Raw genomic sequence first — 15,519 nt, forward strand, 5'->3', positions numbered from 1 at the left:
GCTGCCCGGCGCATGTCCCGGCCGGACCCGGCGGGGCAGCAACGGCGGTCACCGTCCGACGTGACTACGTCGTCCGAGCGGAGTCCGACTCGATCAGCTCGAGCAGCCGTCGTGACTCCCGGCGCAGGAACCCGGACGCCCACTCGACCGAAGCCGCGCGCAGGCGCCCCCGCCATCCGGCAGGTGCGCTATCGACCGCCGCCGACCACTTGTCCAGGGTGATGAGCAGCTGATGGCAGCGGAGCTCCGGCAGCCACAGCCGATCCTCGGCACGGTAGCCCTCGATGACCGCCCGCTCCCGGCGGTCGAGTCCGCCTCGGCTGTACGCCGCCCCGCGGGTGTGCAACTGAGCACCGAGTAGGCGGATCGCCACGAGGAGGCGGCTGAGGTCCTCATGTCGCGGCACCACCCACCGTGGCATGGGGTCGAAGACAGTCAGGCGGCCCGCTCGGTCCAGGAACATGTTGCGTGGGGCGTAGTCGCCGTGACCGACGGCCGAGGGCAGCCGTTCCGGCAGCAACTGCTCGGCCAGAGCTGCCCCTCTGCGCGCCACGTCGCCGAGAGCGCGTCGACCGAGTCGGGTCGTGAGGAACTCGTCGTAGGCCAGGAACTGGTGGACGACGTCGTGTCGGGTCGGCTGCCGGGCAGGGAGCTCCTGACGAGGCATCTCCCGCTGGAACCGGTGCAGCCAGGCTCCCGCCTTCCACCAGGCCTCCTCCGTGCTGCGGTGGCGGGACAGCACATGCTGCGGCGAGAGCCGGCTCTCCGCGAGAAGACGGTCCCGCAGCGTCGGGGCGTCGACGTACTCCATGAGGATGGTGTCCTCATGGACCAGATGGTGCAGCGGACGGACGACGCTGAATCCGGGATCGGCGCCGCCGAACATGGTCTCGATGGCCCTGAGTCCGGCGTACTCGAGGGCGGTCGACTCCGAGGGAGGCAGCGAGCCAGACGCGAGTCTCGGTCGTGTGCCTCCTCGCTCGGCGCCGTCGTCACCGGGCCAGCCTCGGCGGACCTTCGCGAGCACCCGCGGCAGTTGCGATCCGTCGTCGAGGTACACGCCGTAGAGGACGGCACGAGGCCGCTGGACCAGGCGCTGGAGTCGCACCGTCGAGCGCGCGCCGGCTCCGGGGAACCAGTCGTCGGCATGCTCCGCGACGCGGTCGAGGATCGCCCGCTCGACGGCTCTCGACCGATCCTCCGAGGATTGTGCAGAGGTGCCCAGCTCTCGCTCCTGTCTCGATTCGGCGGTGGGATCGCCCCGGTACGGCGGCCGATCGGCCAGCGCGTCGAACTACCCGCGCTCGCGTGCCGTCGGTCCGCGCCCGGCCTTGCCGACGGCTCCCCGCAGCTCGTCGGGCAGCCCGGCAGCACGGCGCTGTGCCCGCCGCAAGGCGTCGCTCCAGCGCACGGCGCGACGGGATCGGACCCTCCTGAGGGCGGCTTCGGCCTGCTGGAGGCGCTTGGCGAGCTCGGCCGGGTTCATGTCCGGCATGATCACCGCCTCGGCGCGATCATCGAGCGGCACGGCGTGGGATCCGCGCTGCTTGTCCGCGAGTGCGGCACCGGTGAGCAACCGGCTCCGGCCCTCCGAGTCGGGGAGGACCAGCGGCCCGGGAGCGCCCGGCCGCTCCGGGTCGTAGCCGAAGAAGGCGGCCAGCGGCCCCGTGCGCTGCACGAGCAGGTCCAGCTCCTCCCCCTGCAGCGCTTCGGCCCACCGGTCGGCGAGCTCGGTCATGATGGGGTCACGCGTGCGAGTGGTACCGGCCGAGAGCCGCGGCGCCCCGCGAGCGGCCTGGACGTCGTTGTGGCGCAGCAGGTCATCCGACCAGGGCTCGCCCAGCCAGTCGACCAGCTCTCGCAAGGTGGCCTCGGGCTCGGCGACGAGGTCCTCGTAGCGGAGCAGGGCGAACCGGTCACCGCCGAGCTCCAGCCCACGCTGGAGGATCTCCTTGTTCGTGTCGTCCCAGTACGTCACGGCGTCCTCGACGGCGTAGTGGAACTTGCGCATGAGGGAGTGCACGACCGCGCCGGGATGGCGCACGATCCCGACGAAGACCGCGTCCGGGAACACGGTCGCCATCTGGGCCATGTGCTGGGCGTGGAACGGGGTCTTCTCACCCCATCGCTGCTTGCCCTGGACTCGTGCGTGCCGCTCGAACAGGCCGGAGTAGAACTCGCGGAGACGGGCGTCGAACTCGTCCTCGGTCCACCCGATCCGCTCGTACCACCCGGCGCCGTGCTTCCAGTTCGGGATCGTCTTGGTCGCCGCGAGGGCGCCCATGAAGCCGGTCTCCTCGCTGATGGAGATGTGCGGGTGAGCATCAAGTATGAGTCGGAACAGCGTGCTCCCCGACCTCATGGTGCCGATGACGAACATCGGACGTCCCAGCATCTAACGACCGTCCTGTCCCGCTGCCACGAGGGTGCGGTCCTGCGACGGCGCACAAGGGACATTCCCCGCACGCGCCGCCGCGGCGACCGATCCCGAGACAGCGACGTAGATGAGCACCGCCCAGAAGAACTTGTACTCGAGGTTGGAGAGGAAGAACGACCCCACCAGGGTGCCGAGGATGGCGCCCACGGGCGGGCCCCGCATCAGCGGCGGCAGGCGCAGCGCCGTCACGACGGCGATCCCCAGCCCGACGAGGACCAGGACGAGGCCCAGCACACCGGCCTCGATCAGCGCGAGGAGGTAGACGTTGTGCGGTTCGAAGGCCGTTCCCCGCCGGAGGACCTTGGCCTCCGCGACCGACGCCCGTTCCTCGGCGTAGACGGTCGGGAACCCGCCCCACCCCGCCCCGGTGAGGCAGTAGTGGCGGCAGGCGTACACCCCCACTGCCCAGATCTCAGACCGCCCGGACGTCGATTCCTTGCCGAGCTGGCGCTCGCCGATACCGCCGGGGTTCACCACGATGACGAAGGTGAGCAGCACCGTGGCGGTCGCCATCAGCGCGATCTTCGAGGCACGCGGCGCGACACCGAACAGCACGACCGCCCCGACGACGACGATCACGGCGAGCAGCCCGCCGCGGGACCCGGTCATGACGACGCCGAACAGCAACCCCAGCGTCACGGCGCCGTACACCAGCCGCCCGGTGACCGCTCCCGCCACGGTCCGCCCGGCCGCGATCGCCGTGGGGAGGAGGAGTGAAGCGGCCTGGTTGTTGGCGCCCAGCAGGTCCTCGCCGAAGCGCGCCCCACCGGCCTCGCCCGTCGGCAGGCCGCCGAGGAACAGGAGTTGCGCGAGGCCGTAGCCGACGACCAGGACGCCGCCCAGCAGGATCGCGTTCTCGAAGCGCCGCAGCGTCGTCTGGTCGAACCGGGTCAGGACCAGGGCGACGAAGAGCACCACCAGGCTCGCCAGGACCGCGAAACCGTCGGTGGTGTCCGTCGGCGACACGCTCCAGAACAGCGAGAACCCGCACAGTGCGAGGAAGGCCAGCCAGACCGGCACCGCGAGCGAGATGTGGGCGCTCCCGCGACGCGTCGTGACCAGCTGCACGAGCAGTCCGAGCCCGAGGAGGACCCCCAGCAGCGACGACACCGACCCGAACGCCCCGGGCCCGATCGAGATCAGGGAGCTGAAGGGGATGAGGACCGCGTAGGGCGGCATCGCGTAGCGCAACGGGTCGCGGATGCAGGCGACGACGTACGCGACCAGGAGCGGCGACAGAGCCACCGCGACCAGCAACGTCGTCGACATGCGAGCTCCTCCTCCGTCGGACTGGGGGATGGTTGCACACACCCCCGCCGGAGGAACCGGTAAGTTGCCCGCAATGAGTCGCACGAAGGTGCTGTCGATCGTCGGCCCCGGCCGAAGTGGGACCACCCTGCTCGCCGGTGTTCTCGGCGAGGTCGACGGCGTGTGCAACGTCGGGGAACTGCGGTGGCTCTGGCACCGGGGGATCCTGCAGCGCCGCCCCTGCGGGTGCGGACGGCCGCCGGACGAGTGTCCCGTCTGGTCCCAGGTCATCGCGAAGCTCGCGATGGGCAGCACCGAGACTCCCGCCGGGGTGGTCGCGGCGCAGGACGAGCTGGCGGCTCGCCGGCACCGGTTGCGCGTGATCCGTGGCGCGACGAGAGCGGACCCGGACTGGAGTGCGCTGCAGCGGGTGCGCGCCGTCACCGGGCAGCTGATCCGGGCGATCACCGACGTGACCGGAGCGCGGGTGATCGTGGACAGTTCCAAGCGGGCTCAGGACGCCGCCGTCCTCGCGGGTCTGGACGAGGTCGACCACTACGTGGTGCACATCGTGCGCGACCCGGCCGCGGTCGCCTTCTCGTGGCAACGGCGGGACAAGACCGTCCAGGTCGGGGACCAAGTCCACACGATGACCACCCGGCGACTGCTGCCCAGCCTGCAGCGCTGGTCGGAGAACGCTCTCAGCGCCGAGGTGCTGCGACGCTGCGTTCCCTCCGAGCGCTGGATGTTCCTGCGCTACGAGGACTTCGTGGCTGCCCCCCGGCCCACCGTCTCCCGGCTCCTCGCCTTCCTCGGGGAGGAGGAGAACGCGCCCTTCGTCGACGAGGACAGCGTCGTCCTGGGCCTCCAGCACACGGTGGCCGGCAACCCCAACCGGTTCCGCGTGGGCCGGATCCGGATCACCCTCGACGACGAGTGGAGGTCGCGGATGCCCCGGCGACGGCGGCTGCTCGTCCGCGCCCTCACTTGGCCCCTCCTGCTGCGCTACCGCTACCCGGTGGGTGACGCGACCGCCCGCTCCCGTCCGACGGATCCGTCAGCACGAGAGCGGCAGTCCCCGGCAGAGCCGTGACCCGCCGCCGCACGACGCCGTCCGGCTGCCCGGGCCCGACGTCGCGTGCGACAGCCCACCGGCTGCTGATCCCGACGACGGGCCGGCGGAACGTAAGGTCCCGAGGATGACCGCCCCCGACGGTTTGCTCGACGCCGTGGCGGCCGCGACAGCGGCCGATGGCCAGGCGTGGTTCCCGGACTGCGGCACACCGCTCTCCGCCGTGCGGCTGATCAGTGCCGAGACCCGGGCGCGCTGCTTCCTCTACCGGGTCGAGCTGTCCAGCTCGGACGCGACCCGATCGATCATGGTCAAGGTGCGGCACTCGGACCCGAACCTGCGCCGACTGCACCTGTGGGAGGACCGTCCGGTCCTGGCGCCGGTGCGCACGATGGACGACGAGTCCACTGCCCGGATGGAGTACCAGGGGCTGCAGCTGATCGAAGACGCCCTGCGGGACGAGCGCGACGATCGATTCGGTGTCCTGCGACCGCTGGCATGGCTGCCCGGGCACGCGGCCATGGTGACCGACCTCGTCGAGCACCCGACGCTCAGGACGGTGCTCCTGGGGACGACCCGGCTGCGCCTCGGGGCCAGAGTTCGACTGGGAGCCGATCCCTGGCGCAATGCCGGCGCCTGGCTGCGCCTCTTCCACGACCACCGCAGTGCGTTGCCGCTGACACCTCGCGCGGAGACCGCCACGCACGTGGGTGACCTGTTTCGCCAGTTCGCGGACTTCCTGCTCGACCGGATGCCGGACCGCCCCCTTCTCCGGGAGCTCAGCGCGTCAGGACCCGACCTCGCGGCCTGGGCCCTCCCTGCCGAGCTCCCCCTGGCGACGTGCCACGGCGACTTCGTGGCGAACAACATGTTCACGTCGCCGAACGGCCGCATCACGGTGTTCGATCCCCTGCCGATGTGGCGGGCTCCCGTGTACCAGGACATCGCCACTCTCCTGGTCGGGCTCCGGGCGCTGCCCGTACAGGCGATCACGCAGGGCATGGCGCTCCCCCGGGAGGCGGTCGCCCGATATGAGGCGGCTTTCCTGAGCGGGTACTTCGGAACCGACCCGGTCCCGTCCACCGCGGTGCCGGCCTTCCAACTGCTGGTCCTGCTGGACAAGTGGTCCGCGCTCGTCAGCCGACGGATCCGGCACGGAACGGTGAGGCCGCGGGTGCGCGAGGCCCGGATCCGGATAGCCTCGCGCCACTACCACGAGGAGACCCGCCGCCTGCTCCGCACGCTCGAGAGGCGCCATGCCGCGGGTGGACAGGGTCGCGGCGCCTGACGGCCGCACCGGTCAGCGTCTCTGGAGTCGCAGCCTCTCCGCCATCCGCTTGACCCGCCGGACGTTCCCGGCCCCGATGTCGGAGGTCCGGACCCGCGCGTAGGGCCGCGTCGCCTTGAGGCGGACGGTGAGCGGACCGTTGTTGCGGTAGACGCCGATCCGGGGCACGGCGTACTCGTCCACGTCTTCGGCCCGTTCGGGCAGCGCGAAGGCGTGCGTGTAGCCGGCCCGCGCCGCGGCCCTGCGGACGTGCGGACTGTGCCGGCCCCGGGGATAGGCCAGCAGCGGGACCGGGACGCCGAGCAGCTCGGACAGCAGTTCCCGACTGTCACGCAGATCGCGCACGCATTCGGCCTCGGAGAGCTGCGTGAGGTCGTGGTGGGCCCAGCTGTGCGACTGGAAGTCCACTCCGGCGTCGCGCATCTCCAGCACCTGGTCCGGCGTCAGGGTGGAGAGCGGCTCGGGACCCGCCGTGTCCACCCAGTCGACCGGTCGACCGGCAGGTGTGAGGGTCTGAGCGACGAGGAAGACCGTCGCCGGCAATCTGCCCCTCATCAGCACCGGGAGCGCATGCGTGTGGAGTTCGGCGAACCCGTCGTCGAAGGTCAACGCCGCGTGGCCGCGGGGCAGCCGGCCACGGGCATCCAGCTGCGGCAGCGCGTCGCGAAGAGGCATCACCCGCCGGTTCCTGCGCAGCCAGGCGGCCTGTCCCGCGAACGCGTCCGGCCGCACGGCGAGCGGCGACTCCCACGTCGGATGCAGCGAGTGGTAGCACAGGATCGTCATCGGGGCCCTCCTCGTAGTTCGGCGTAGAGCGCCGATACCGCGCCTGCGGTCACGTCCGCCGAGAACATCTCCGTCACCTGCACACGTCCGGCCGCCCCCATGCGCCGTCGCAGGTCCGGGTCCGTGAGCAGCGGCTCGAGCGCGGCGGCGAGCGACTCGGGGTCGTGCGAGGGCACCACGTACCCGGTGACCCCGTCGACCACCGCTCGCGCCACGTCGCCCACATCCGTGGCGACCACCGGCAGTCCGGCGGCCATCGCCTCCAGGACCGAGAGCGGCATCGCCTCCCACCACGACGGCAGGCAGAGCACTTCGGCAGCGGCGAAAGCAGCGGGCATCTCTTCCCGCGGCCGAGTCCCGAGCAGTTGCACGGAATCGTTCAGGGCCGCGCGCACCTCGGCCTCGGCGGCCGGGCCCTCGTCCGGCGTGCCCCCGAGCAGGCACAGCTCGTGTGCGACACCACGCTCTATGAGCAGTCGTGACGCGGTCAGCAGGTCCAGCACGCCCTTGCGGGGGGTCAGCAGCCCGACATAGAGAATGCGTGGCGGCTCGTGCTCCGGCTCGCTCCCGGAAGCGGCACTGCCCTCGATCGGCACCCCGTTGTCGATCAGCGCGACACGCTCCGGGGGCAGGACCGTCTGCAAGAGCTCGAGCCCGGCGGTCCAGACCGCGACGACCCGGTGCACCGGCAGCATGGCCACCCGCAGGATCGTGCGCCGCCACGGCGAGGTGAGCCAGAACCGGATGTTGCCGCCGTGCGCGTGGACCACGACGGCGCAGCCGCGGCTGCGCCCGGCCAGTGCCAGCAGCGACGCCCGGACGACCGTCACCGCGGGGGACAGCGCGGAGTGGATGTGCACGACGTCGTGCCCTCGGGCGGCTCGCCACACCGCCACGACGTCCCGGACGGTCCGGCGGACGTTGGCCGGAGTCGCGCGTCCGCCCTGCGGCATGCCTGCGTGCGCCACGTTCAGGAACCGCAGTTCGTGTTCCTCGGCCAGCCTGCTGTGCAGCAGGGTCTCCAGGAAGGTGGGGATGCCGCCGCGATCAGGGGCTCCCTTCCCGACGAGCAGTACCTTGCTCATGCTGCGCGGCTCCGCGGGGTCGAGACGCGGCCCGGTCGGCCGGCGGGTGCGGCGGACGATACCCGTCCCGATCTTGGGCGCAGCGGCTACTGTGATCGTGATCAGCGCAGGTCGCAGTGCAGATCGAAGGGCGATTCCGGTTGGACACAGCGAGGCCGTCAGTCGGCACCAGGTTCACCTGGGCCCTGCGGACGTACGGCTGGATGGTCGTCGCCTGCATGCTGGCGCTGGCCGCCGCACCGCTCCTCATCGAGCAGGAGCAGCCGACGTACCAGGCTGACGCCCTCGTCGTCGCCCAGCAGCTCAACGTGCCGAACCAGATCCTGCCGCGGCTGGGTCAGGCGGTGTTCGCCGGCGGGGCCGTGGAGGCGCGCGTCGCCGCCGACCCGACCGTCGGAGGGAACACGAGCGCGCTCATCCCGGAACGACTCTCCCTCGTGGCTGCCGAGGACTCGATCGTTCTCGTCGTCGAGGCGCGCGATGCCGATCCAGCCGCTGCGGCACAGCTGGCGACCCTGGGCGCCACGATCCTCGCCGACGAGCTCAACCGCGGCGGCGCCGGCGTCGGCGTGTTCGCTCTGCAGGCCGCGGCGAGTCTTCCGGCCGAGCCGCTCGACGCACCGGACCTCCGCCTGCTGGGAATCGTCGGGGCACTGATCGGCGCCGCTCTCGGCCTGGGCCTGGTCGCGCTGACCGCGTCGCTACGCCGGCCGGTCATCACCGGCTCGGACGTCGAGGGAGCAGTCGGCGTACCGCTGCTGGGAACGGTCAAGCTGCCCCGTGTCAGGCGGCACACCTATCACGGTCCGGTGGGTGTCCGGGGCATCGCGACCGTCACGCGGTGGCTGGGTACGGTGCCTCCCGGCCGGCTGCTGTTCGTCAGTTCGCCGACCGCTGCGGGGATGCGCCGGCGCGTCCTCGTGATGGTCGCCGTGGCACTGGAAATCCTGCGCCGGGTGCAGGTCGAGGCCCCGCAGGAGGTCGTCGACGCCGTCCGTCGGCACCGCCTCGGGGAAGGCGCGCGGCGTCCCTTCACCGACACCGGTGACGAGCTGGTCCTCGTGGACGGCGGCTCTCCCCTGGAGGTCGTCGATCCCGCGACGTCGCACGTCTCGGCCGTCGTCGTGGCCCCGCGCGGGGTATCGCGACGGCGTCTCCGGGCGCTGGCCTCCGACTACGTGAACGGCGGACTCATCGGGGTCATCCTGGTCGAGGTTCGGCTGGGTCGTCGCCTGCGATCCGCCATGCTCCAAGGCGCCGCCGCCCCGCCCCCCACGGACGCCGCCCGCCGCCGCAGACAGGTCAGGGACGTGCCAGAGCCGGAGCCGGAGCGGGCATGACGCCCCGGCACCGGCGCGCCCAGCGGCTGGCTGCGGCCGGGCTCGCATTCTTCCTGCTCGCGGCCGGGCCCCTGCTGCCCGCAGCCGCCGACGACGGGACGCCGCGGACGTACAACGGCCCTGCCTACAGCCCCGACTTCCCCGCCCCCCCCACCGAGAAGGAGAGCCAGAGCAAGCTGTGGTTCCACGCCGGCGCCTGGTGGGCACTGCTCCTCGAGCCGGCGGGTCGTACCGTCCGCGTATTCGAACTCATGCCCGACCACTCCTGGCGCCCGACCTCCGCCGTGGTCACCACCGATGCGGCCGACACCGGTGACGCGCTCCGCGACGGCGACCTCGTCCATGTGGTGTCCCGCCGCAGCGATGCCTCGCTCCACTATGTGCGGCTGACGTTCGACCCGGCTGCTCGCGACTACCGGGCCGACCCCTCCGTGCTCGTTCCCACCCGAGGCTCCGCACAGCCTGCGGTCATCGCCAAGGACACGACGGGACGACTGTGGGTGGCCTTCACCAGCGCGGTGCGGACCGTCGTCACCTACAGCGACGACGGCGGACAGAGCTGGGCCCGGAACATGCCCGTGGCGATCCGGGAGACCGGAGAGACGCCGGAGGCCGTGGCGATCGTGTCCTACGACGACCGCATCGGCCTGCTCTGGTCGGACCAGACCACCGGCTCCTTCGAGTTCGCCTCGCACCGGGACGGTGACCTCCCGACTGTGTGGTCACGCGAGCAGGCGCTGGTGGGGCCGGCGCAGGCCGACGACCACATCAGCTTGTTGCGGGTACGGGGAGAACCCGCGGACACGCTGGTCGCTGCGGTCAAGACGTCACGCGGCGACGAGGGCGAGCCGCCCGATTCCCTGCTGATCGAGGTCCTCATCCGCACACCGGACGGGCGGTGGTCCGCTGCGCCGGTGAGCACGATCGCGGAGGGCTACAACGAGCCCATCGTCCAGGTCGACGAGACGACGCGGACCCTGCACGTGTTCGCCTCCCGTGACGGCAGCATCGTCACCAAGCGCACGTCCCTCGACGACATCCGCTTCGAGCCCGGCATCGGCGCCCTCTTCGCGGTGGGCTTGGACGGGGAGTTGGCCGACCCCACCAGCAGCAAGGACCCAGTCGATGCCCGGTCCGGCCTGGTGGTCCTGGCGAGCGACTCGATCGACCGTGCGTATCGCCATGCCGAGCTGCCGCTCACCTCCGCGACGCCGACGGCTGATCCCGCCGACCAGAGCCCCCCGAACCCACCCGGGAACCTGACGGCTCGGGCACTGTCTCCGGAATCGGTGGTCCTCTCGTGGGATGAAGCCACCGACGGGAACCAGTGGGCGCCTGCTCGGAACGGCGTCCCGGCGCAGCAGTACGTCCTGCTGCGGGACGGCGCCGAGGTTGCGACCCTGACGTCGACCTCGACCCAGGACCAGCCGCGGGCCGGCGGCGACCCGACCTCGGCGGTATCGATCAACTACGCGGTGCAGGCCGTCGACTCCGCGGGCAACCGGTCTGCACCGGTCGGCATCGTCGTCGACCTGCCGGGCGCACCCCCGGGACCCGGGACCGCGACGATCGTCGGCATCGGACTCCTGCCCCTTGCCGCGATCGCCGGCCTGGTCGCGATCGGGCGTCGCTTCCTGACCCGCGGTTGACCAGCAGGCTCCGGCGGATACCGGACCGGCTCGTCCGAGCGGGCTGCCCACGGCTGGTGGCGCACTGAGGGTCATTGCCGCCCCGAGGGAAAGATGTTTGCATCTGTCGCCGGCGTCACGTTGGCGGTCAGCCGCGAGAGGCTGGCTGAAGAGGCGAGCAGCCCTGGGGGCTCCGATGAATCCTCACGTCGCCGTGCACCGCGTCGGCCGAGGTCGCCGCGTGCTGCTGGTACTGGCGACCACTGCGGCGCTGTGCGTCAGCGGTCTCACGTGGCCCGGTACGGCCATGGGCGCCGTGGGAGTACCGGTCACCTACGTGGGCCACTCGTATGCCTCCACGGTGGAACGGCCGAGTGAGAACAAGCCGCAGAGCAAGCTCTGGTACCACGACGGCGCCTGGTGGGCCCTCATGGTCAGTGCCGGCGGCACTCTCGTCCACATCCACCAACTGATGCCCGATCACTCCTGGCAGATCGCCAGCGGCCAGGTCGACTCCCGGCTGAACAGCACCGGCGACGCGCTGTGGAGTGCCAGGGACAGCGCGCTGTACGTGGCCAGCCGCGCGGACGGCTCCAACCTGCAGGTGAACCGCTTCTCCTACGACCCGGTCACCCGGACATGGTCGTCCGCCGCGGGCTTCCCGGTGACCGTCGAGACCGGTGGCGGCTCGGAGTCGGCAACCATCGACCAGGATTCCCTCGGCCATCTGTGGGTCACCTACACCCGAGCGTCCCGGATCTGGGTGGCACATTCCACCAATGCCGACCGCACCCAGTGGACCGCCGGCTTCCACCCCAACGTGCCCGACATCGCGATCAAGTCCGACGACCTGTCCGCGTTGATCGCGTTCGGTACGAGCATCGGCGTCATGTGGTCGGACCAGCAATCCGGCGCCTTCCGCTTCGCGATCCACGACGACGGGGCCGGGGACGGCGTCTGGCGGGTGGAGGACGTGCCGATGGCCGCCGATGACCACATCAACCTCAAGCAACTGGTCGGCGATACGCAGGGCCGCATCTTTGCCGCGATCAAGACGTCGGCGGACGAGGCCGCCACGGCGTCGCCGGGTGACACCCTCGTCGGGGTCCTGACCCGGACGCCGGGGCAGAACGGCGTCGGCTCCTGGGCGCTGACGCCGGCCGGCACGATCGCCGACGATCACACCCGGCCGATCATCATGATCGATGCGACGAACCAGGAGCTGTACTTTTTCGCGACAGCGCCCGGTTCCGGCGGGGACGTCTACTACAAGAAATCCCCGCTGGGGTCCGTCGCGTTCCCGCCCGGCCGCGGGGATCGCTTCGTGGATACGACGGCCGGAGTGAACAACGCCTCCGGCGCCAAGGACCCGGTGACGAGCGAGACGGGGATGGTCATCCTCGCGGTCGCCGACGGTAAGAAGTTGTACGTGCATGCGGAGATGGAGCTGGCCGGGGGCGGTGGCGGTAGCACTCCCGTGGACCCCGCGCCGACCGTGACCGCGACCAGCCCGACGGCGAACGCGTCCGAGGTGCCGGTGGGGGGCAACGTCAGCGCTACCTTCAGCGAGCCGGTGACGGGCGTGTCCGGCTCCACCTTCCGGCTGAGAGATCCGTCCGGGGCCGAGATCGCCGCCTCGGTCGCGCAGGGTGCCGGCAACCAGTGGATCCTCGATCCGGTCACCGATCTGGCCGCCGGCACCGTCTACACCGCCACCCTGACCGGCGGCTCCAGTGGCATCCGGGACGCCGCCAACCAGTCCCTCAGCCCCGACCCGGTGAGCTGGAGTTTCACCACGGCAGCGGCCGCTCCTGCGGATCCGGCCCCGACGGTGATCGCCACGACCCCGGTGGACGGTGGCAGCGGGTTGGCAGTGTCGGCCAACATCACCGCCACGTTCAGCGAGCCCGTGGAGGGCGTCAGCAAGACCACGTTCACGCTGAAGAACACCGCCACCGGTGCCGCGGTGTCCGCCGGTGTCAGTTACAACGCCACCAGCAAGGTGGCCACGCTCAATCCCGGCTCCAACCTCGCGCTGGGCACTCAGTACACCGCTACCCTGACCGGCGGCCCGGCGGCCATCCGGGACGCCCAGAACATTGCCCTCGCCACCATGAGCTGGACGTTCACCACGGCCTCCGGTTCGGGGGACACGACCGCACCGACGGTCAAGAGCCGCAATCCCGCCGTGGACGCCACTCGGATCTCGTTGGGCACGAACGTGCAGGCAACCTTCAGCGAGCCCGTCCAGGGTGTGGAGACCAGCTTCACCCTCACGAACGCCGCGACCGGTGCGCCGGTCGCCGCGGTGGTGTCGCGCAAGGACACCACCAACACGTGGATCCTGAATCCGAATGCCAACCTGGCTCCGGACATGCGCTACACGGTCACCCTGACCGGGGGCCAGACCGGCGTCCGGGACGCGGCCAACAACGCCCTCGCCACCGTCAGCTGGTCTTTCCTCACCGGGCCGGCGCCGAAGGTGTCTGCTCGGACCCCAGCGGTGAACGCGACCGGCATGAGCCGCACCGGCAACGTCACGGCCACCTTCTCCGAGCCGGTGCAGGGGGTCAGCGGGACGACCTTCACCCTCAGGAACACCGCCACCGGAGCGGTGGTCACCGCTGCGGTCGCGCAGAACGGCACGTCGAACCAGTGGATCGTCGATCCGGACGCGACCCTCCCGGCGAGCACACAGTTCACGGTGACGATCACCGGCGGCAACACGGGTGTCAAGGACGTCGCCGGCAACCCGCTGGCGACGGTCACCTGGAAGTTCACCACCGGTCTGTAGCTGTACCGGCCACTGAGGCCGGTGACACCAGCAGCTGGTGACCGCCGACCTCGAGCGTGCGGTTGCGGTCGTGCTCTGCGGCCGAGGACAGGACAGGCGGGGCTGTGCCCCCGGCAGTGACCGGGGTTGGCGGGCTCACGAGCCGGGGATTGCTGTGGACTCGTCGTCTCTAGCTCGGCAGATGGGCCGCGTACACGTGCCGTGGGGCGGTCAGGTCAGGACGGCTGCGCGCCCGGCAGACACCTCGCGATGGCTTCCACCGTCCACGCACGGCAACGCGACGAGGCTCCCCACCCCTGGAACCGGATCAGCGACCTGCTGCCCGAAGCACCTGACCGGCCGTCCGGACCAGGATCTTGATGTCACCCCACAACGACCAGTTCTCGATGTAGAAGTTGTCGAAGTGGGCCCGGTCCGCGATGGAGGTATCGCCGCGGAGCCCATGGACCTGCGCCCAGCCGGTGAGCCCCACGGGCACGCGGTGGCGTGCCGTGTACCACGGGAACTGGCGGGTGAACTCGTCGACGAAGAACGGGCGTTCCGGCCGTGGGCCCACGAGGCTCATGTCGCCGCGGAGGACGTTCCAGAGCTGCGGCAGCTCGTCCAGCGACGTACGGCGGAGGATCTTGCCGACCGGCCCGAGCCGCTCGTCCTCGCCGATGTTCCACCGGGTGGTGCCCTCCAACTCGGCAGCCGGCCGGAGCGAGCAGAACTTCAGCAGCGTGAATGGCTGGCCGGCGAGGCCGACGCGCGTCTGGCGGTACAGGACGGACCCCGTCTCGGCGCGGCTCGCGAGCGCGCACGCGAGCATGACGGGCGCCAGGAGCATGAGCACCACCGCCGAGATGACGACGTCACTGACCCGCTTCGCCGTCCAGGCGCCGGTTCGGAACGGCGCACGCCGCATCCGCACCAGCGGCATGCCCCAGAGGACCTCGGTCTCCCTGGTGACCGTGTGCACCTCGTAGAGACGTGGCACGAAGAGCATCTCGCAGGCCAGGCGGTCGCAGGCGCGCAGCAGCGGAACCATCAACGGCTCGCGGAGAGAGCCGTAGGTGACGATCACGACGTCCACCGAGTGCTCCAGCAGCACTCTGTTGAGGTCGGCGTAACCACCCAACAGCGGGACGGGCCGCTCATCCTCGGACAGCAACGGGTCGTCATCGAGCATGCCGTCGGGGTGCAGTCCGTACTCCGGATGCGCAGCCAGGTTCGTCGCAAGGGAGCCGGCGACCGCACCGGCTCCGAGGAGCAGTGTGCGCCGCGTCAGCCCGTGCCGACGGGCGAACCGGATGGCGCTGTAAGCCACCATCCGGGTGAGCACGGTGAACCCGGCGAACACGGCACAGGTGAGCAGCCGGGTCGTCCCCACGACTCCGTCGTCGAGTCCGCCGATGACCATCGCCGCGGCGCCCGCGGCGAGCGCCCGGCCGACGATGGCCGGCGCATCGTCGAGGACCGACAGCGAGAGCCTCGGCCGGTAGAGACCGGCGGTCTGGAAGAGCGCCAGGATGACGACCAGCACCCCGAAGGTCTTGAGGCTCGGCGAGGAGATCAGCCACATGGCCGCCGCGAAGGCGACGAGATCGGCGCACAGCAGGATGCCCGGGATCCACAGCCGCCGGGCGAGGGCCCGGTGCCGCCGTGGCGCGACGAGCCCGAGCGTCGACGTCCCGTGCACCTCCCGCGCCGTGTTCCCGGACAGCCGGACCTTCCGTGCCCCCGGCGCCGCGGGCGCCTCGCTGACACCCGCCCCCAGCGCAGGCCGGAGCGGTCTGATGATGCGGTTCATGCGGGCGGCCGGACGCGTGCCCCTGTCGTCCGAGGGCCGGCGCTGTGAT

General features: G+C 71.1%; 11 protein-coding genes. 5 read left to right on the forward strand and 6 right to left on the reverse strand.

Annotated features, from left to right (window positions below; genetic code table 11):
* Window positions 1–64: 64 nt before the first annotated feature.
* The 3 genes from FHU33_RS22530 to FHU33_RS22540 form a co-directional block, all read right to left on the reverse strand.
* Window positions 65–1,108: a phosphotransferase gene (locus FHU33_RS22530; RefSeq protein ID WP_142027789.1), complete on the reverse strand. Its 1,044-nt coding sequence runs from the start codon at window positions 1,106–1,108 to the stop codon at window positions 65–67.
* Between the two features lie 186 nt (window positions 1,109–1,294).
* Entirely contained in the window at window positions 1,295–2,395 is a 1,101-nt protein-coding gene (locus FHU33_RS22535) for a sulfotransferase family protein (protein ID WP_142027790.1), read from the reverse strand.
* Window positions 2,396–3,706, reverse strand: a complete 1,311-nt coding sequence (locus tag FHU33_RS22540; protein WP_142027791.1) for an O-antigen ligase family protein — start codon at window positions 3,704–3,706, stop codon at window positions 2,396–2,398.
* A 73-nt stretch (window positions 3,707–3,779) separates the two neighbouring features.
* Here FHU33_RS22540 and FHU33_RS22545 point away from each other — a divergent pair, with 73 nt between their 5' ends.
* Window positions 3,780–4,778 carry a sulfotransferase family protein gene (locus FHU33_RS22545; RefSeq protein ID WP_170182638.1) on the forward strand — a complete coding sequence of 333 codons (999 nt, stop codon included), beginning with the start codon at window positions 3,780–3,782 and terminating at the stop codon, window positions 4,776–4,778.
* Window positions 4,779–4,884: 106 nt separating this feature from the next.
* The gene (locus FHU33_RS22550; protein WP_142027793.1) at window positions 4,885–6,045 is read left to right on the forward strand and encodes a phosphotransferase family protein; all 1,161 of its coding nucleotides are present in this window, start codon (window positions 4,885–4,887) and stop codon (window positions 6,043–6,045) included.
* A 12-nt stretch (window positions 6,046–6,057) separates the two neighbouring features.
* Here FHU33_RS22550 and FHU33_RS22555 read toward each other — a convergent pair whose 3' ends face one another.
* Window positions 6,058–6,831, reverse strand: a complete 774-nt coding sequence (locus FHU33_RS22555) for a polysaccharide deacetylase family protein (protein ID WP_142027794.1) — start codon at window positions 6,829–6,831, stop codon at window positions 6,058–6,060.
* Window positions 6,828–7,916 carry a glycosyltransferase family 4 protein gene (locus tag FHU33_RS22560; protein WP_142027795.1) on the reverse strand — a complete coding sequence of 363 codons (1,089 nt, stop codon included), beginning with the start codon at window positions 7,914–7,916 and terminating at the stop codon, window positions 6,828–6,830. The genes FHU33_RS22555 and FHU33_RS22560 overlap by 4 nt, the downstream gene beginning before the upstream one ends.
* 203 nt (window positions 7,917–8,119) lie before the next feature.
* On the opposite strand from FHU33_RS22560, the gene FHU33_RS22565 reads away from it, so the two are divergent.
* The 3 genes from FHU33_RS22565 (at window position 8,120) to FHU33_RS22575 (ending at window position 13,678) form a co-directional block, all read left to right on the forward strand.
* Complete coding sequence (locus tag FHU33_RS22565) at window positions 8,120–9,256, forward strand: YveK family protein (protein WP_142027796.1); 1,137 nt, start codon at window positions 8,120–8,122, stop codon at window positions 9,254–9,256.
* A complete protein-coding gene (locus FHU33_RS22570) occupies window positions 9,253–10,905 on the forward strand; it encodes a hypothetical protein (RefSeq protein ID WP_142027797.1) in 1,653 nt (550 codons plus the stop codon). Before FHU33_RS22565 ends, FHU33_RS22570 begins: the two co-directional genes overlap by 4 nt.
* A 220-nt stretch (window positions 10,906–11,125) precedes the next feature.
* Window positions 11,126–13,678: an Ig-like domain-containing domain gene (locus FHU33_RS22575; protein WP_170182639.1), complete on the forward strand. Its 2,553-nt coding sequence runs from the start codon at window positions 11,126–11,128 to the stop codon at window positions 13,676–13,678.
* Window positions 13,679–13,985: 307 nt separating this feature from the next.
* Here FHU33_RS22575 and FHU33_RS22580 read toward each other — a convergent pair whose 3' ends face one another.
* Window positions 13,986–15,470 (reverse strand): sugar transferase, encoded by a 1,485-nt coding sequence (locus FHU33_RS22580; RefSeq protein WP_170182640.1) that lies wholly within the window; start codon window positions 15,468–15,470, stop codon window positions 13,986–13,988.
* Window positions 15,471–15,519: the final 49 nt, after the last annotated feature.

Origin of the sequence: Blastococcus colisei, from assembly GCF_006717095.1 — a bacterium.
Taxonomy (GTDB): Bacteria; Actinomycetota; Actinomycetes; order Mycobacteriales; family Geodermatophilaceae; genus Blastococcus_B; species Blastococcus_B colisei.